Source organism: Devosia sp. J2-20 (assembly GCF_055808475.1).
Window position 1 is genome coordinate 2,344,876 of sequence record NZ_CM147870.1, and the last position, 16,852, is coordinate 2,361,727.

At 61.4% G+C, this 16,852-nt stretch carries 10 protein-coding genes and 3 pseudogenes; 3 read left to right on the forward strand and 10 right to left on the reverse strand.

What is annotated here, in order from left to right; translation table 11 throughout:
* Window positions 1–37: 37 nt before the first annotated feature.
* The 8 genes and pseudogenes from der to guaB form a co-directional block, all read right to left on the reverse strand.
* Window positions 38–1,488: pseudogene (gene der, locus AC0L37_RS11525) on the reverse strand (ribosome biogenesis GTPase Der).
* Between the two features lie 34 nt (window positions 1,489–1,522).
* Window positions 1,523–2,326, reverse strand: a complete 804-nt coding sequence (locus AC0L37_RS11530) for a tetratricopeptide repeat protein (protein ID WP_282221077.1) — start codon at window positions 2,324–2,326, stop codon at window positions 1,523–1,525.
* Between the two features lie 129 nt (window positions 2,327–2,455).
* On the reverse strand, window positions 2,456–4,027 hold the full coding sequence (gene guaA / locus AC0L37_RS11535; RefSeq protein WP_282221076.1) for a glutamine-hydrolyzing GMP synthase: 1,572 nt from the start codon (window positions 4,025–4,027) through the stop codon (window positions 2,456–2,458).
* A gap of 89 nt (window positions 4,028–4,116) precedes the next feature.
* On the reverse strand, window positions 4,117–4,596 hold the full coding sequence (locus AC0L37_RS11540; RefSeq protein ID WP_282221075.1) for a TspO/MBR family protein: 480 nt from the start codon (window positions 4,594–4,596) through the stop codon (window positions 4,117–4,119).
* A gap of 62 nt (window positions 4,597–4,658) precedes the next feature.
* Entirely contained in the window at window positions 4,659–5,075 is a 417-nt protein-coding gene (locus AC0L37_RS11545; RefSeq protein WP_282221074.1) for a hypothetical protein, read from the reverse strand.
* A complete protein-coding gene (locus AC0L37_RS11550; protein ID WP_282221073.1) occupies window positions 5,072–6,364 on the reverse strand; it encodes an RsmB/NOP family class I SAM-dependent RNA methyltransferase in 1,293 nt (430 codons plus the stop codon). Before AC0L37_RS11550 ends, AC0L37_RS11545 begins: the two co-directional genes overlap by 4 nt.
* A 9-nt stretch (window positions 6,365–6,373) precedes the next feature.
* On the reverse strand, window positions 6,374–6,799 hold the full coding sequence (locus AC0L37_RS11555) for an MAPEG family protein (protein WP_282221072.1): 426 nt from the start codon (window positions 6,797–6,799) through the stop codon (window positions 6,374–6,376).
* A 513-nt stretch (window positions 6,800–7,312) separates the two neighbouring features.
* Window positions 7,313–8,815 (reverse strand): IMP dehydrogenase, encoded by a 1,503-nt coding sequence (gene guaB, locus AC0L37_RS11560; RefSeq protein ID WP_282221071.1) that lies wholly within the window; start codon window positions 8,813–8,815, stop codon window positions 7,313–7,315.
* Window positions 8,816–9,148: 333 nt separating this feature from the next.
* Here guaB and AC0L37_RS11565 point away from each other — a divergent pair, with 333 nt between their 5' ends.
* Together AC0L37_RS11565 and AC0L37_RS11570 are read left to right on the forward strand one after the other, a co-directional pair.
* Window positions 9,149–10,501, forward strand: coding sequence for an MFS transporter (locus AC0L37_RS11565; protein ID WP_473312918.1), 1,353 nt, complete (start codon window positions 9,149–9,151; stop codon window positions 10,499–10,501).
* A 69-nt stretch (window positions 10,502–10,570) separates the two neighbouring features.
* Window positions 10,571–11,915: pseudogene (locus AC0L37_RS11570) on the forward strand (MFS transporter).
* A gap of 92 nt (window positions 11,916–12,007) precedes the next feature.
* Here the strand turns inward: AC0L37_RS11570 and AC0L37_RS11575 are convergent.
* Window positions 12,008–12,748, reverse strand: coding sequence for an RlmE family RNA methyltransferase (locus AC0L37_RS11575; protein WP_282221067.1), 741 nt, complete (start codon window positions 12,746–12,748; stop codon window positions 12,008–12,010).
* On the reverse strand, window positions 12,738–13,832 hold the full coding sequence (locus AC0L37_RS11580) for a Ppx/GppA phosphatase family protein (RefSeq protein ID WP_473312920.1): 1,095 nt from the start codon (window positions 13,830–13,832) through the stop codon (window positions 12,738–12,740). Before AC0L37_RS11580 ends, AC0L37_RS11575 begins: the two co-directional genes overlap by 11 nt.
* Before the next feature lie 573 nt (window positions 13,833–14,405).
* Here AC0L37_RS11580 and nirB point away from each other — a divergent pair.
* Window positions 14,406–16,847 (forward strand): annotated as a pseudogene (gene nirB, locus AC0L37_RS11585) (nitrite reductase large subunit NirB).
* Window positions 16,848–16,852 lie beyond the last annotated feature (5 nt).

A 16,852-nucleotide genomic window follows, 5' to 3' on the forward strand; every position in this document is an offset into this window, starting at 1 on the left:
AATATGTCGCGGTCAATCCGCGACATATTCCAGTCAATTAGCCCAGACGGCGCTTGGTCTTGTCGTTGTAGGGGTTTTCGCTGCCCGCACGGACCCACAAACGGATCGGACTGCCCTTGATATTGAAGGCTTCGCGCAGGCCATTGACCAGATAACGCTGGTAGGAGGTCGGCAGCACATCGGGCCGGGATGCAAACAGGATGAAGCTGGGTGGCCGGGTCTTGGCCTGGGTCATGTAGCGCAGCTTGAGGCGGCGGCCCGACACGGCCGGAGGCGGATGTCCATCAACCATACCCTGCAGCCAGCGATTGAGCCGGGCGGTCGAGACATGGGTGTTCCAGGTGCGCTCGATGGCAAAGATCGCATCCATCAGCTTGTCGATGTTCTTGCCGGTCAGGCCCGACAGGGTCACCAATGGCACGCCGCGCAGTTGGGGCAGCAGGCGCTCGCAAGCTTCGCGCAGATGGGCCAGCGCCGCATTCTTGTCTTCGACCAGATCCCACTTGTTGACGGCGATCACCAGAGCGCGACCTTCGCGCTCGACCAGATCGGCCAGCGCCAGATCCTGCTTTTCGAACGGAATGGTCGCGTCGAGCATGAGCACGACGACTTCGGCATACTGAATGGATCGCAGGCTGTCGCCAACCGCGAGCTTCTCCAGCTTTTCGGTCACGCGGGCACGGCGGCGAATACCGGCGGTATCGACAAGGTTGATAACGCGGCCTTCCCACTCCCATGGCACCAGGATGGAGTCGCGCGTGATGCCAGCTTCGGGACCGACGAGCACGCGATCTTCGCCAACCATGCGGTTGATCAGGGTGGACTTGCCGGCATTGGGTCGACCAACGATGGCGACGTTGAGGTAGCGCTTGGGATTCCAGCGCAGCGTGGCTTCATCCCCTCGCCCTCAAGCATGTCCTCGGTGATGTCGACATCAACCTCGGGCATGAGATCAATGATGGCCTGCTCGGCGGCACCACGTTCTGCAGCCGCCTTGTCGATGGCAGCCGAGACAATGGAATAGAGTTCGGACAGGCCCAGGCCGTGTTCTGCGGACAGGGAAATCGCCTCGCCAAAACCCAGTTTGAAGGCTTCGACCAGACCGGCTTCGGCAGCACCGCTTTCGGCCTTGTTGCCGACCAGATGCACGTGCTTGCCGGCCTTGCGCAGAACCTGCGCAAAGCGCTGGTCGAGCGGCATAACGCCGGCACGGGCATCGATCATGAACAGGATGACGTCGGCTTCGCGGATCGCCAGCTCGGTCTGCTGACGCATGCGGTCTTCGAGGCTGCCGTCCGTGACGTCCTCATAGCCGGCGGTATCAAGGATGCGGAAAGTCAGATCAGCGATGCGGCCTTCGGCCTCACGGCGATCACGGGTTACGCCGGGCGTGTCATCAACCAGGGCGATCTTGCGACCAACCAGACGGTTGAAGAGCGTGGACTTACCAACGTTGGGACGACCGACAATGGCGACGGTGACGGTCATTTATTGCGTTCCGATCAGGCGGAGACAGCAGCCGCTATTGCGCGACTGGAGCGGTCTCGGTGGTGGCGGCCGATTCATCGGTTGCCGGAGTTTCAGGCGTCGTTTGAGCGTCAGCAGGAGCATCGCCACTGACGATGGCATCAATGGCATCGGCGGCTGCATCAGCAGTCGAGGTCGGCGCAATAGCGCCTTCAGCCAGCAGCTGAGCCAGATAATAGCCCATGCGGTTGCGTGTCGAGGTCTGGGTCATCTCGTCGTTCAGAACAGCTTCGAAGCTGGCCTGAGCGGCGGCGAAATCACCGGCCTTATACTGGGCGAGGCCAAGGGTTTCGCGCGCAGCATTGCGCAGCGGGCTGGCATCGTTCGCAACACTACCTGCGCGGCTTTCGACGTCTGCCAGGGTACCGTTATCGACCATCAGCGTGCCGCCGAGCACCAGGGCCAGCTCGCGCAGGCGCGGGTTGGACTGCGCATTGGCGAGCGCATCATAGGTATTGATGGCTTCGTCGATCTTGCCTTCCTTGGCCAGCACGCCGGCCTTGCGGAATTCGGCAAGGGTCGGATAGCCACCGCTACCATCGGCAATCAGCGTGTCGAGCTGGATGCGGGCCGCTTCAAGATCGCCGCCATCGACAAATTCGAAGGCCGTGTAGAGCTCATCGGAGGCCTGGGCAGCATTGTTGGAATGGTACCAGGTCCAGCCTTCATTGACGGCAACGATGGCCACGACGCCAATAGCAGCACCGATCACATAGGGCGCAAAACGACGCCAGAGTGCGCGCATGCGATCGCTGCGCAGCTCCTCGTCAACTTCACGGAAAATATTGTCTTCGGCCATGATCTGCCTAATGGTCGTGTTCGAATTGGAGCGCACGTTTAGCACGCTGCCGGGCGAATGCAAATGCGCCCGGCCCGGCCATTTCTGCTGTTTCTGGTGCGTTTCTAGCCCCAGCAAACGCGCCCGGGATTATTCCCACTCAATGGTGCCCGGCGGCTTGCTAGTCACGTCGTAGACGACGCGGTTGATCCCGCGGACTTCGTTGATGATGCGGGTGGCAGTCTTGCCGAGGAAGTTCATGTCGAACTGATAGAAATCAGCGGTCATGCCATCGACGGAAGTAACAGCGCGCAAAGCACAGACGAATTCATAGGTACGGCCATCACCCATGACGCCGACGGTCTGGACAGGCAGCAAAACGGCAAAGGCCTGCCAGATCTTGTCGTACTGGCCAGACTTGCGGATCTCATCGAGGTAGATGGCGTCAGCCTGACGCAAAATGTCGAGCTTTTCCGGGGTAATGCCGCCGGGGCAGCGAATGGCCAGCCCCGGTCCCGGGAAGGGATGGCGGCCGATAAAGCTCTCGGGCAGCCCGAGTTCGCGGCCCAGGATGCGCACCTCGTCCTTGAACAGCTCGCGCAGCGGCTCGACGAGCTGCATGTTCATGCGCTCGGGCAGACCGCCAACATTGTGGTGGCTCTTGATGGTGACCGAGGGACCGCCGGTGAAAGAAACGGATTCGATAACGTCGGGATAGAGCGTGCCCTGAGCGAGGAATTCGGCGCCCCCCAGCTTCTTGGCTTCTTCCTCGAAGGTTTCGATGAACAGGCGGCCAATGATCTTGCGCTTGGTTTCGGGATCAGAGACGCCGTCGAGCTCGCGCAGGAAGGCTTTGGATACGTCGACGTGGACGAGCGGGATGTTGTACTCGTCGCGGAACATGGTGACGACCTGTTCGCTCTCATTGAGGCGCATCAGACCGTGGTCGACGTAGATACAGGTGAGCTGATCGCCGATGGCCTCGTGGATCAACACGGCAGCAACCGATGAGTCGACGCCGCCCGACAGGCCGCAAATGACCTTGCCGGAGCCGACCTGTTCGCGGATCTTCTCGATCATCTTGGCGCGGTAGGCCGCCATGGTCCAGGTTGAGGCAACGCCGCAGATCTGGTGGACGAAATTGGCGTAAAGCTTGGCGCCGTCGGGCGTGTGCACCACTTCAGGGTGGAACTGCACAGCCCAGATACGGCGCGCTTCATTGGCGATCATGGCAAAAGGCGCGTTGGGCGAGGTGCCAACGACTTCAAAGCCTTCTGGCAGTGCTACGACACGATCGCCATGGCTCATCCAGACCTGATGTTCTGTGCCCAGATCCCAAACACCGTTCGTAAGTGCGGAGGTCTTCTCGACCTTGACTTCGGCACGACCAAATTCGCGGTGGTGACCTGCTTCGACCTTGCCGCCCAGCGCCTGGCAAAGCGCCTGCTGGCCGTAGCAAATGCCCAGAATGGGAACGCCAGCATCAAGGATCGACTGGTCGATGGTGGGGGCGTTTTCATCCAGCGTTGAGGCCGGACCACCCGACAGCACAACACCCTTTGGCTGCATGGCCGCCATGGCGGCGCCAGCGCTCTGGAATGGGTGAATTTCGCAATAGACACCCGTCTCGCGAATACGGCGCGCGATCAGTTGAGTGACTTGTGATCCGTAGTCGACGATCAGGATCGATTGCGGGTGGTCAATAGTGTCTGGGCTTTGCATGGCGAGCCCTTAGCCGTGCTGCGCGAATTGTGCAAGATGGCACGTTGCAGGACTGGCTTGCGAGCGCAAAATTCCCGCTGCGGCCACCCTCAGTTGAAGATGGCGATGGAGAGGTTCAAGATCGAGGCGAAACCAACCCAGACTGCATAGGGGACGAAGAGCCATGCAGCGACTGTATCACGCTGGCGGGCGACGAGGATAAAGGCGACGATCAATGCCAGAATGACCGTGATAATGGCAAAGGCGGGCCACAGCATCTCGCCGATAAACCAGACTGGCGACCAGATCCAGTTGAAGATCATCTGGGCAAACCACAGCTTCATGGCGGTGCTAGCTGGCGCCAGCATCCAGATGCGCCAACCAGCCACTGCAATCATCAGGTAGAGGGTCGACCATACCGGCCCAAATATCCAGTTGGGTGGATTGAAGGGGGGCTTGTTGAGGCTCTCATACCAGGCGCCAGGTGTGGACTGACTACCGATCAGACCGCCTACGCCGATCACGACGACGATGAAGACCACCAGGGTGATCCAGGTTCGGGGCGATTTGTAATCGATAGTAACGGTCATGGCGGCGCCCCTGATTGCATTGTCGATACACTTGTAACGTAACGCTGAGGCAGTCAGTTCATTTATTGGGTGCGCGTACACTCAGCCAGAACGATGGTCAGCAATTCCGGCGGACCTTCTGGTGATGTGAACTGCAGGGTTACGCTGTCTTCAGCTAGTGCCCAGACTGCGACAACACCGGCAAATAGCGGCGCATTGCCCGGCCGATCGAGCGGGCAATAGGTACGCAGATGGCTCTGATCTGGCTGAACGACGTCGAGCACGGCAACACGGGCACAATCATCGTCATTGCACAGTTCGCCAAGCTCGATGAACTTGTCGCCCGACGGTGCAGTGAGCACCTGACGGGTATCGGGCCCGGGAATGGCGAACCAGATCAGCGCAAAGGCCCCGATGATCAGTACCGCCGCCGCCGCGATGAAGACAGGCAGGGTGATCGCTGTGGGCTGATCCCCGGGTTCTGGCGCCTGGGTGGTCATGCGCCACGCTTCAGGGCCGCAAGGTAAAAACCGTCGGTATTGGTCAGCCGCGGCGTGAGCGCGATGCCCGAGCCTGCCGTCACCACGCCCGCGGGCGCAGCCGACGCGAAAGCGGCCTGCCAAAGTGCCTTTGGGTCAACCATGGTGAAATCGGGATGGGCCGCGCAGAAAGCGGCAATCTGGTCATCGTTCTCTTCGGGCAGGATGGAACAGGTGATGTAGACCAGCGTGCCGCCCGGCTTGAGGAAGCGCTGGGCATCGGCGAGGATCGCGGCCTGTTCCTGAACGCGCTGCGCGAGAAGCTCGGGCGTCAGCTTCCATTTGGTATCTGGGCGGCGGCGCCAGGTGCCCGTGCCGGTACAGGGCGCGTCGATGATGACGCGATCCATCTTGCCAACCAGATCATCGAGCGCGTCGGGCAGCGGTGCGCGGACCTGCACATTGCGCGCGCCATTGCGCTTGAGGCGATCATAGATGGGCGCGAGCCGGTTGCGGTCGCTGTCATAGGCGAAGATCTGGCCCTTATTGCCCATGGCCGCGGCCAGAGCCAGGGTCTTGCCACCAGCGCCGGCGCAGAAGTCGAGCACCTGTTCGCCCGGTGTCGCCCCAGCCAGCGCGGAGACGATCTGACTGCCCTGATCCTGCACTTCGAACCAACCCTTGAGGTAGCCCTCATCGGTGGTGACATTGGGGGTGCGGGCATCGCCCGAACCGGCAGGCATGGTGACGCCAACCGGGGAGATCGCGGTTTCGACAGCGTTGAAGCGGGCGAGCGATTTGAGGACGCGCTCGCGCTGGGATTTCAGCGTATTGGTGCGCAGATCAAGCGAGGGACGCGCAGCCATGTGCTGGCCCTCGGCAATCCAGTTATCGCCAAAGGCACGCTCAATGGATGGGGCGAGCCACTCGGGAACATCGGCAATGACGTGGGCGGGTGTGTCATCGGAAAGCTGGCCGACAACGCGGGCCAATTCTTCTTCGCTGAATGGCTCGGGCGCGTGATCGTCGGTGACGAATATCTCGTTGAGCGCGGCGGGGTCCTGCCCCCAGTCGCGCACGGCCACGGCGAGCACCAGGGCGCGGGGCGTGTCGCTGCCCATGATGGCCGCATGGGAAGCGCGGCGGCGCAGGGCGTCATAGACGAGGTTGCCGATGGCGGCGCGATCCCCTGCTCCGGCGAAGCGATTATTGATGCCCCAGGCCTTGAGCGCTTCGGAGACGGGACGCTTGCGCGTCTCAACGTCGGTCAGAACGGCAATAGCGGCGGATAGGCGGCCTGGAAGGCGCATGGGACAAGCTCAAGCTAAGAAAAGGCGGATGAGGACCATTAGCCAGAGGATGACCAGCACCGCAAGGCCAGCAGTGTAGACGGCAAAGCGTTTGTGGACCCGATTGGTGGTGAGATGGATCGCCGTGTGGACGTAGCGCAGGACAACAAAGAGCCAGGCTGCCATGACCTCCAGCCAGACAACGCCGCCAGTGCTGATGGCCAGTAGCGCGATGACGTAGAACAGGACCGGGAGCTGGAACTGATTGTCGAAGCTGTTGGACAGCAGGCGGGCCCTGAGCGGGTAGCCACTGCGATCAACGGCAATGTCGGCTTCGGGAATTTCGCCAGACATGACACGGGGAACACGTTCGCGCCCCATCAGCACGAGAATGGCGACGGTGAGCAATGCCTGGGCGGCGATGGCGAGAATCATGAATTTGACGATGAGGGGCATGTTTGCGGTTCCAGTGTTGATTCCGATACGCGCGACAAGCGCTTGTAGATGAATCACAAATGCCTGGGCACGCCAAGGCGCCGCCTGAAGCGCGGTTATCACGATAGTGGACGGTCCCCGAGACGGTGTTTCGCCTCTGAGTAAATAAATATGAGGCGAAATCCGCCTCGGGGCACCGGTTTTTTGCCCAGACCGTATGGCCAAACCCATCGCTCGCAGGCTGGCGGCCCAGTCTTAGACCCGTGGTGCTGGCATGGCCCACGCCCGGGCTCTCCCGCCACTGTCGCCTGCAGGCCGTCCGCGCGGGAGAGATGGGGAGCAGTATGCGCGTGGTTTTTGGCGCGGGGATAAGGGGGTAGATACTGACCCTGAAATCGCAGTCGTCTCCCTCCCCCTTTGTGGGGAGGGTCAGGGAGAGGGCGGTTGGCGCAGATATCGGGGCTCTCGACCCCCACCTAACCTCCCCCTGGCAGGGGGAGGGATTCGTTCGGTGAAGGTGCGAGCAAATTGAGCCTAGCGGCCGCTGCGGTAGTTGGGGGCTTCGCGGGTGATGGTGACGTCGTGGACGTGGCTTTCGCTGAGCGCGGCGCCGGAGATTTTGACGAAGACCGAATTGTCGCGGAAGTCCTTGAGATTGTGGGCGCCGGTATAGCCCATGGAGGCGCGCAGGCCGCCAGCGAGCTGGTGCAGCACGGCGCCGGCAGCGCCCTTGTAAGGCACCTGACCTTCAATGCCTTCGGGGACCAGCTTCATCTGGTCGCGCACATCCTGCTGGAAGTAGCGATCGGCCGAGCCCGAGCCCATGGCGCCGACCGAGCCCATGCCGCGATAGGATTTGTAGGAGCGGCCCTGGTAGAGATAGACCTCGCCGGGGCTTTCATCGGTGCCGGCCAGGAGCGAGCCGACCATGACGCAGGATGCGCCACCGGCCAGGGCCTTGGCCATGTCGCCGGAGAACTTGATGCCGCCATCGGCAATAACGGGCACGCCCAGGCGATCACCCTCTTCGGCGCAACCCATGACAGCTGCGAGCTGGGGCACACCGACACCGGCAACAATGCGGGTGGTGCAGATCGAGCCGGGGCCAATGCCCACCTTGATGGAATCGGCGCCTGCACCAACCAGCGCCTTGACGGCTTCGCCGGTGGCGACATTGCCCGCGACGATGCGAACGCCATTGCTCTCGCGCTTGACGCGCTCGACGGCTTCGGCGACGCGGACGGAATGGCCATGGGCCGTGTCGATGACCAGCAGATCGACGCCGGCATCGATGAGCTGCATGGAGCGCTCAAAGCCGGCATCGCCCACGGTGGAGGCGGCAGCGACGCGCAGGCGACCGCGATCATCCTTGACCGCGTTGGGGTTGAGCTGGGCCTTTTCGATGTCCTTGACGGTGATCAGGCCAGTGCAGCGATAGTCGGCGTCGACCACCAGCAGCTTTTCGATGCGATGCTTGTGCAGCAGCACCTTGGCTTCTTCCTTGGAGACGCCGTCGCGCACGGTGACGAGCTTTTCAAAGGTCATCAGTTCGCGGATGGGCTGGGCAGGATGGGAAGCGAAGCGCACGTCGCGATTGGTCAGAATGCCGACCAGCTTGCCGGTGGCGCGACCGCCCGTACCGCCGTTTTCAACAACGGGAATGCCCGAAATGCGATTGGTCTGCATCAGCGAGAGGGCATCAGCCAGGGTCGCATCGGGGCCGATGGTGATGGGATTGACCACCATGCCGGATTCAAAGCTTTTGACCTGGCGGACTTCCTCGGCCTGCTGTTCGGCAGTGAGGTTCTTGTGGATCACGCCCATGCCACCGGCCTGAGCCATGGCGATGGCCATGGCGCTCTCGGTAACGGTGTCCATGGCCGACGACAGGATTGGAAGGTTGAGTGCTATGTCCTTGGTGACATAGGTCGAAATGTCGGTCTCGGTGGGCAGAACATCAGAGCGCGCGGGCTGCAGCAGCACGTCGTCGAAGGTCAGCGCCGCATCGCCAGTAACAGTGGTAATAATCTTCGCCAAGGCCAGACCTTTCCGGACTTCTGAATGAGATCAGAGATGTAGGGTATTGAACCGGACGGAATTGAAATCGTCGGGTTCAGGTTGGCGAGGGTCAATAGCACCGGCAGTGCGGCTTGCATAGGGGGCCGGGCTTACGTGGCGCTTTTGCCAGATAAGCGCCTAAAGCGCCGCCATGCTGCACAAATTCTACCATACAAGGGCGAGGCAAGGGTTCTCAGAACAGCCAGAGCGGTTCATACTGAGATCTGTCGCGCTCGCGACGCTTCCGATTCCTCCCCGGTCCCTGCCCTCGTGATCCGCGTCACACCCCTCATATTGGCGGTCGCCCTGTTCATGGAACAGATGGATTCGACCGTGATCGCGACATCGCTGCCAGCGATCGCGGCCGATATCGGCACGCAGCCGATTGCGCTCAAGCTGGCGCTGACGGCGTATTTCGTGGCGCTGGCCATCTTCATTCCGATCAGCGGCTGGATGGCCGACCGCTTCGGGGCCAAGAACATTTTCCGCATTGCCATTGGCGTGTTCATGCTGGGCTCACTGGCCTGTTCGTTCTCGTTCTCGCTAGAAACCTTCGTGTTGTCGCGGTTCTTTCAGGGCATTGGTTCTTCGATGATGACGCCGGTGGGACGCCTGCTGCTGGTGCGCTCGACGCCGCGCAATGAGCTGGTGTCGGCCATGGCGTGGCTGACCATTCCCGCGCTGCTGGGGCCGCTGACCGGGCCACTGATTGGCGGGTTTCTGACGACATACCTGAGCTGGCACTGGATCTTCTGGATCAACATCCCGATCGGGATTGCCGGGATCATTCTGGTCGGCATCTTTCTCAAGGTTCCCGAAGAGCGCAGCCAGCGACGGCTGGATTTCCGCGGCTTTCTGATTGCCGCCGTGGCGTTCTCGGGCACGGTGTTTGGCCTCTCGGTGGTGAGCCTGCCAGCGCTGCCAATTGTTTATGGCTATGCAACGCTGGCAGTGGGGTTGGCAGCGGGCGTGCTGTATTTCGTGCATGCCCGGCGCACGCAACACCCGCTGCTTGACCCCCACCTGTTCCGGCACAAGCTGTTTCGTTCGGCGGTGATCGGGGGCTCGTTCTTCCGCATCGGCGTCGGGGCAGTGCCATTCCTGCTACCGCTCATGCTGCAGCTTGGCTTCGGAATGACGCCCTTTCAATCGGGTGCCATCACCTTCGTTTCGGCAATCGGCGCGATCATGAGCAAGTTTCTGGCAGAGAAGGTCTATGCCCGCTTCGGCTTTCCCCGAACGCTGGGCTTCGCCTCGTTCTTTGGCGGGGTGCTGATAGCGGCTCAGGGGCTGTTTGACACCGCTACGCCGGTCTTGGTGATCATGGTGGTGCTGCTGCTCGGCGGGGTTTTGCGGTCGGTGTTTTTCACCGGCGCCAATGCGCTGGGCTATGCCGATGTGGGCGACGCCGAGGCCAGCCAGGCCACGGCCATTGTCGCGGTGGCACAGCAATTGAGCGTGGCGTTTGGCGTGGCGGTGGCGGGCGCCATTCTTGAGGCCAGCACCCAGATGCGTGGCAGCCAACTGCAGCTGGTGGATTTTCAGATCGCATTTTTCGTGGTGGGCGGGCTGAGCGCGCTGGCCGGATTCATTTACTGGCGTCTGCCGGTGGACGCGGGCAGCAATGTCTCGGGCCACAAGGCGATGGCAACGCAAAAGGAGTGATCAGGGTCTGCCCCTGATCGAAACATCGTGTCCCGTATCACCCCTCTCATTCTGGCCACTGCCCTGTTCATGGAAAACATGGACTCCACGGTCATTGCGACCTCACTGGCGGCCATTGCCATCGATATTGGCACCGATCCGATCTCGCTGAAGCTGGCATTGACCGCCTATCTGGTGGCGCTGGCCATGTTCATTCCGATTTCAAGCTGGATGGCCGACCGGTTCGGGGCGCGCAATGTGTTCCGGATGGCGATGCTGGTGTTCGTGCTGGGCTCCATCGCCTGCGCCTTTGCCGATCTCGCTGTTCGCCTTTGTTGCGGCGCGGTTCCTGCAGGGCATGGGCGGCGCGCTGATGACCCCGGTGGCCCGACTGGTGCTGGTGCGCTCAACCCCACGACATGATCTGGTCAATGCCATGGCCTGGCTCACTATTCCGGGCATGATCGGGCCGATTGTCGGGCCGCCATTTGGCGGGTTTCTAACGACGTATTTCTCGTGGCACTGGATCTTTCTGATCAATGTGCCGATCGGCATTCTGGGGATCGTGCTGGTCAGCAAGTTTCTGCCCGACACCACTCGCGTCGCGCCGCGTGCCATCGACTTCAAGGGTTTTGGAATGGCCGCGCCCGCATTTGCGCTGTTTGCGTTCGGCACCTCGGTGATCAGCCTGCCGGCCCTGCCGCCCTTGGTGGGCGTGGTGGCCACGGTCATCGGCATACTGATGGCGTTTCTCTATGCCCGGCATGCGCTGAACACCGACAATCCGCTTTTTGACCTCCGGCTGCTGCGGTTTCCGATGTTTCGCAGCGCGGTGGTGGCGGGTACGTTCTTCCGGCTCGGCCAGGGCGCGACGCCGTTTCTGTTCCCGCTGATGCTGCAGTTGAGCTTTGGCTATACCCCGTTCGAATCGGGGATGATCACCTTCTCGGCGGCCATCGGCGCGATCGCCGCCAAATTCGTCGCCAACGCGATCTTTGTGCGGATCGGCTTTCGCACCGCCCTGACAGTGTCCACGCTTGTCTCGGCGATGGGGCTGTTGGCAATGGGACTATACACGCCGGAGACCGCGATCATGCTGATCATCGGCATTCTGGTGTTTGTCGGCTTCTGGCAGTCGGTGTTCTGGACCGGGAGCAATGCGTTCGTGTTTGCCGATATCGACGACAAGGACGCCGGTCAGGCCAATGTTATGAGCCAGGTGTCGACACAGCTGTCGATTGCACTGGGCGTGGCGCTGGGCGGCGGCATGCTCGAGCTGAGCACAGCGCTGCATGGCGGCGAGTTGGTGCTGGCCGATTTCCACTTCGCATTTATGGTGCTGGCGGGAGTGTGTCTGATCTCGACAGTGATGTTCTTCCGGCTACCGAAAGATGCAGGCCATCAGTTGACGCATGCTGGCGGCGGGGCACACTGAAACCGGCATGACCCTCCTCCTACCAGGGAAGGGTGCTGCGCCGTGAATGGGTGCTCAGCGAGCCGCCTGCCGGGAGAGCGGTTTGAACCGCTTTAGCGGTCGTATTCGCCCTCGCCGGGGACGGTGTCATTGGTGCCCTTGAAGCCCTTTGCGATGAGATAGGCCTCAGCCGAGTCAGCGCGGCTGGAGGGTGGCTTGGCGTGGTGGGTGGACTTGAAATGGCGCTTGAGCATGTGCAGCAGTTCATGCTCGGTGCCCCCCTGGAACACCTTGGCGATAAACACCCCGCCCGGTGCCAGCACATCGAGTGCAAAGGCCGCGGCGACTTCGATCAGCTGCACGATGCGCATGTGATCCGTCGGGCGATGGCCCGTCGTCGGCCAGGCCATGTCGGACATGACCAGATCGGCCTTCTTGCCGCCCATGGCTTCGATCAGCATGGCGGGCGCGTCGTCATCGGTGAAATCCTTCATCAGCAGCTTGACGCCAGGGATGGGGTCCATTTCGAGATAATCGATGCCCACGATCAGCGGATTGGCGTCGGTCGAGCCGATGGCCTTGGCAGCGACCTGTGACCAGCCACCAGGCGCCGCACCCAGATCGACAATGCGCATGCCCTTGCGGAAGAGCTTATGCTTGTCGTCCATTTCCTTGATCTTGAAGGCCGCACGGGAGCGGTAGCCTTCAGCGCGCGCGCGGGCAACGTAGGGGTCGTTGAGCTGACGCTCGAGCCACTTGGTCGAACCGGTCTTGCGGCCCCGGGCCGTCTTGAGCCGGATCTTGAGGTCCTTTTCGGACTTGCGTCCGCCGGTCCCGAGAGCTTTATCCACCATTGTTGTTTCTCCGAGGATAGCGCGAGGCACGCGACCGGGTCCGGTCGGCATCCATCAGCGATATCAAAATTCCTTCGCGCAAGCCGCGATCTGCGACCCGCACCCGCTCTGTGGGCCATTCGCGACGAATGGCTTCAAATATGGCACAGCCGGGCAATACCAGATCGGCGCGGTCACGGCCAATGCAGGGATGAGCGACCCGCCGTTCGAACGGCATGCCGATCAGCACATTCATGGTTTCATCAACCTGGTCGCGGTGCATCCATAGCCCGTCAACCTTCTGGCGCTCATAGCGCTCCAGCCCCAGATGCAGGCCGGCCAGGGTTGTCACCGTACCCGAGGTGCCAATGAGATGGACCGGGTGGCTGGCAATCATCTGGCGCAGCTTTTCGCGGCCACGGAACTGGCGCAAGTGATCGCTGACATGGTTGACCATGGCTTCGAAGACTTCGGGAGTGACATTCACACCACCAAATTTCTCGGCGATCGAAACCACCCCGACCGGCAGGGACTGCCATGAGCGGATGGAAGCCGGCATGCGCCCCTGGGACTTTGGACGTCCACCGCGAAAATCGAGCCAGGCCAGTTCGGACGACCCACCGCCAATATCGAAGATCAGGGCGCCAGCGGTATCGGCATCGATCAGATCCGCGCAACCGGTAACAGCCAGTTCGGCCTCGGTGCGGCGATCGACGATTTCGAGCTCAAGCCCGACCTCTTCCTTGACGCGCTCGAGGAAGGCCGGCCCGTTCTCGGCGGCACGGCAGGCCTCGGTGGCGATCAGGCGCATTCGGGCGGGCTGGTGTTCGCGCAGCTTGTTGCGGCACTGGCGCAAGGCGTCGATCGCACGGTCCATCGCTGCTTCGCCAAGACGGCCGGTGACCGACACGCCCTCGCCCAGCCGGACGATACGGGTAAAGCCATCGAGCACCCGGAAGCCATGATCATGGGGCCGGGCAATCAGCAGGCGACAGTTATTGGTGCCAAGGTCGAGCGCGGCGTAAAGCGGCCCGCGATGCTTGCGAGTCGGATTGGTGGCGGGCGCTGTCCGCTTGTCCGTATGGACAGCCGGCCCCTTGGCCACTGTCTTCCCCACCTGGTCAGGACCAGATGGAGCACGGAGTGCCGGCTCGTCCAAAGACGGAGGTACGGCAGCGGACCGATCGGAATCGGTCACATTAGTCTCCTGATGTGCGCGGTCGCTGTAGCCGGCAGATCCGGTCGCGCCCGAACGCACTTATTTGCGTGTCATCTTCAACGGTAGAGCAAGGTTCGGTTGAGCGCAATGAAATGCGTCGCAGCCCCTGCATGCGATGGGGACACCCGAATGACGCAGAACAAGGCACGCCGAGAAAATGCCATTTGGTTAGGCAGAATGCTGCGTGAATGTGCGATCGCGAGCAGTACTGCGCGCGACACTGATTCAACGCGCTAGCCTAAACCTCTGATCCAAATATCCTTTCAGGCAGGCGCGACATTGGCACGTTTCCTGCTTTGAGTTTAGGGAGAGCTCGTAGTGAGCTTGAAAAGTTTGGGTGTCCAACGTTGGGCGCCCCCGCATGGCAAAGCTGCCAATCGTTTCGCGACTCCGGTGCAAACCGGCGCGCTTCGATTGGCAGCTTTTTTGTTTTGCACTGCGCCGAACAGGAGAACGCGTATGAGCGATAGACTCGTCATTGTCGGAAACGGCATGGCACCCGGACGGATGCTTGAGCATCTGTTTGAAGCGGCGCCAGGTCGATTCGACGTCACCATTTTCAATGCCGAGCCGCGGGTGAACTACAATCGGCTGATGCTGTCGCCCGTCCTGTCGGGTGAAAAGACCTATGAAGAGATCATCACCCATGGCGATGAGTGGTATGCCGAACATGGCGTTACGCTGCACAAATCCTCGCCGGTGAGCCAGATTGATCGGGCGGCCAAGCGGGTCGTCTCGGCCAACGGGCTGGTCGCGTATTATGATCATCTGGTGATCGCCACGGGGTCCAGCCCATTCATTCCACCCGTGCCCGGTCATCAGCTTGAGGGCGTGGTGACCTATCGTGACCTTGATGACGTCGACAAGATGCTGGCTGCAGGCGCGGGCAGCAAGATCGTGGTGATCGGCGGCGGATTGCTGGGGCTTGAAGCTGCAGCGGGGCTCAAGATGCGGGGCATGGATGTGACCGTGCTGCATCTGGCGCCAACGCTGATGGAGCGTCAGCTTGATCCTGCGGCGGGCTATCTGCTGGAGAATGCCTTTAGCGAGCGCGGCGTACGCGTGATCACCCAGGCCAATACCAAGCAGGTACTGGGCACGGAGCGTGTGGAAGGGGTGGAACTGGCCGACGGCACGGTGATCGACTGCTCCATGGTGGTGATGGCCGTGGGTATTCGTCCCGCGACGGGTCTGGCCAAGGAGAGTGGTTTGGCGGTCAATCGCGGCATTGTGGTGGATGACCAGATGCGCACCGATGACCCGCATATCTATGCGTTGGGCGAATGCGCCGAGCATAGGGGCCTGTGCTACGGGCTGGTCGCGCCACTCTACGAGATGGGACAGGTACTGGCTGATACGCTGATCGGACAGCCTGCGAGCTATCAAGGCTCGGTGACCTCGACCAAGCTCAAGGTGACCGGAATTGACCTGTTTTCAGCAGGTGACTTCGGCGAGGGCGAGGACCGCGAGGAAATCGTACTGCGCGATGCCAGCAGCGGGGTCTACAAGCGGCTCGTGCTGAAAGACAACAAGATCATCGGCGCCGTGCTGTATGGCGAAACCGCCGATGGACCGTGGTTTTTTGACCTGCTCAAACGCGGGGTGGATACGCAGGAAATGCGCGACACCCTGATTTTTGGCCAGGCGTATCAGGGGGCACCCCCTGGACCCTATGGCGGCCGTTGCAGCCTTGCCGGATGAGGCAGAGATCTGTGGCTGTAACGGCGTATGCAAAGGCAAGATCACCACGACCATTACCGGCAAGGGGCTGACCGGGCTCGACGGCGTGCGCGCCCACACCAAGGCATCGGCCTCGTGTGGTTCGTGCACCCATCTGGTGGAGCAATTGCTGCATCTGACGCTGGGCGAGGGCTATAATCCGGCGGCCGTCCAGCCAATGTGCGCCTGCACCGAATATGGCCATGACGACGTTCGCCGCCTGATCATTGCCAAAGGACTGAAATCGATCCCCGCAGTGATGCAGGAACTGGAATGGAAAACCAGTTGCGGCTGCGCCAAGTGCCGCCCTGCCCTGAACTACTACCTGGTTTCGGACTGGCCTGGCGAATATGTCGATGACGGGCAGTCACGCTTCATCAATGAGCGGGTGCACGCCAATATCCAGAAAGATGGCACCTATTCGGTGGTGCCGCGCATGTGGGGGGGATGACCAACCCCAAGGAATTGCGGGCTATTGCCGATGTGGCCGACAAGTTCGCGATCCCTGCCGTGAAAGTCACCGGCGGCCAGCGCATCGACCTGTTGGGGGTCAAGAAGGAAGATCTACCGGGCGTATGGGCCGATCTGAATGCAGCCGGGATGGTCTCGGGCGCCGCATACGCCAAGGGACTGCGGACGGTCAAAACCTGTGTGGGATCGGACTGGTGCCGGTTTGGCACGCAGGATTCCACCGGGCTGGGCATTCGGATTGAAAAGTTCATGTGGGGTGCCTGGACTCCAGCCAAACTGAAGCTTGCAGTGTCGGGCTGCCCGCGCAACTGCGCCGAGGCGACGTGCAAGGATATCGGCGTGATCTGCGTCGACAGTGGCTATGACATCCAGTTTGCCGGCGCGGCAGGTCTGGACATCAAGGGCACCGAATTGCTGTGCCACGCCGATACCGAGGACGAGGCGCTCGAGATCATCGTGGCGCTGACCCAGCTGTATCGCGAACAGGGCCGCTATCTCGAGCGCATCTACAAATGGGCCAAGCGGGTGGGGACACCGTCGATACTGGCCAATGTGGTCGAGGATCTCGACAAGCGACGCGCCTATTATGAGCGGTTCGTCTATTCGCAGACCTTTGCCCAGGTTGACCCCTGGGAAGAGCGGGTCAACGGCAAGGACGCGCATGAGTTCGCGGCCCTAGCGGAATTCGGCATGCCGGTGGCGGCAGAATGATGGAG

What these genes read in the sequence shown, in the direction of transcription:
- AC0L37_RS11530 (WP_282221077.1), bottom strand. Translation starts at nt 2,326, where the DNA reads ATGGCCGAAGACAATATTTTCCGTGAAGTTGACGAGGAGCTGCGCAGC.
- guaA (WP_282221076.1), bottom strand. Translation starts at nt 4,027, where the DNA reads ATGCAAAGCCCAGACACTATTGACCACCCGCAATCGATCCTGATCGTC.
- AC0L37_RS11540 (WP_282221075.1), bottom strand. Translation starts at nt 4,596, where the DNA reads ATGACCGTTACTATCGATTACAAATCGCCCCGAACCTGGATCACCCTG.
- AC0L37_RS11545 (WP_282221074.1), bottom strand. Translation starts at nt 5,075, where the DNA reads ATGACCACCCAGGCGCCAGAACCCGGGGATCAGCCCACAGCGATCACC.
- AC0L37_RS11550 (WP_282221073.1), bottom strand. Translation starts at nt 6,364, where the DNA reads ATGCGCCTTCCAGGCCGCCTATCCGCCGCTATTGCCGTTCTGACCGAC.
- AC0L37_RS11555 (WP_282221072.1), bottom strand. Translation starts at nt 6,799, where the DNA reads ATGCCCCTCATCGTCAAATTCATGATTCTCGCCATCGCCGCCCAGGCA.
- AC0L37_RS11565 (WP_473312918.1), top strand. Translation starts at nt 9,149, where the DNA reads ATGGAACAGATGGATTCGACCGTGATCGCGACATCGCTGCCAGCGATC.
- AC0L37_RS11575 (WP_282221067.1), bottom strand. Translation starts at nt 12,748, where the DNA reads ATGGTGGATAAAGCTCTCGGGACCGGCGGACGCAAGTCCGAAAAGGAC.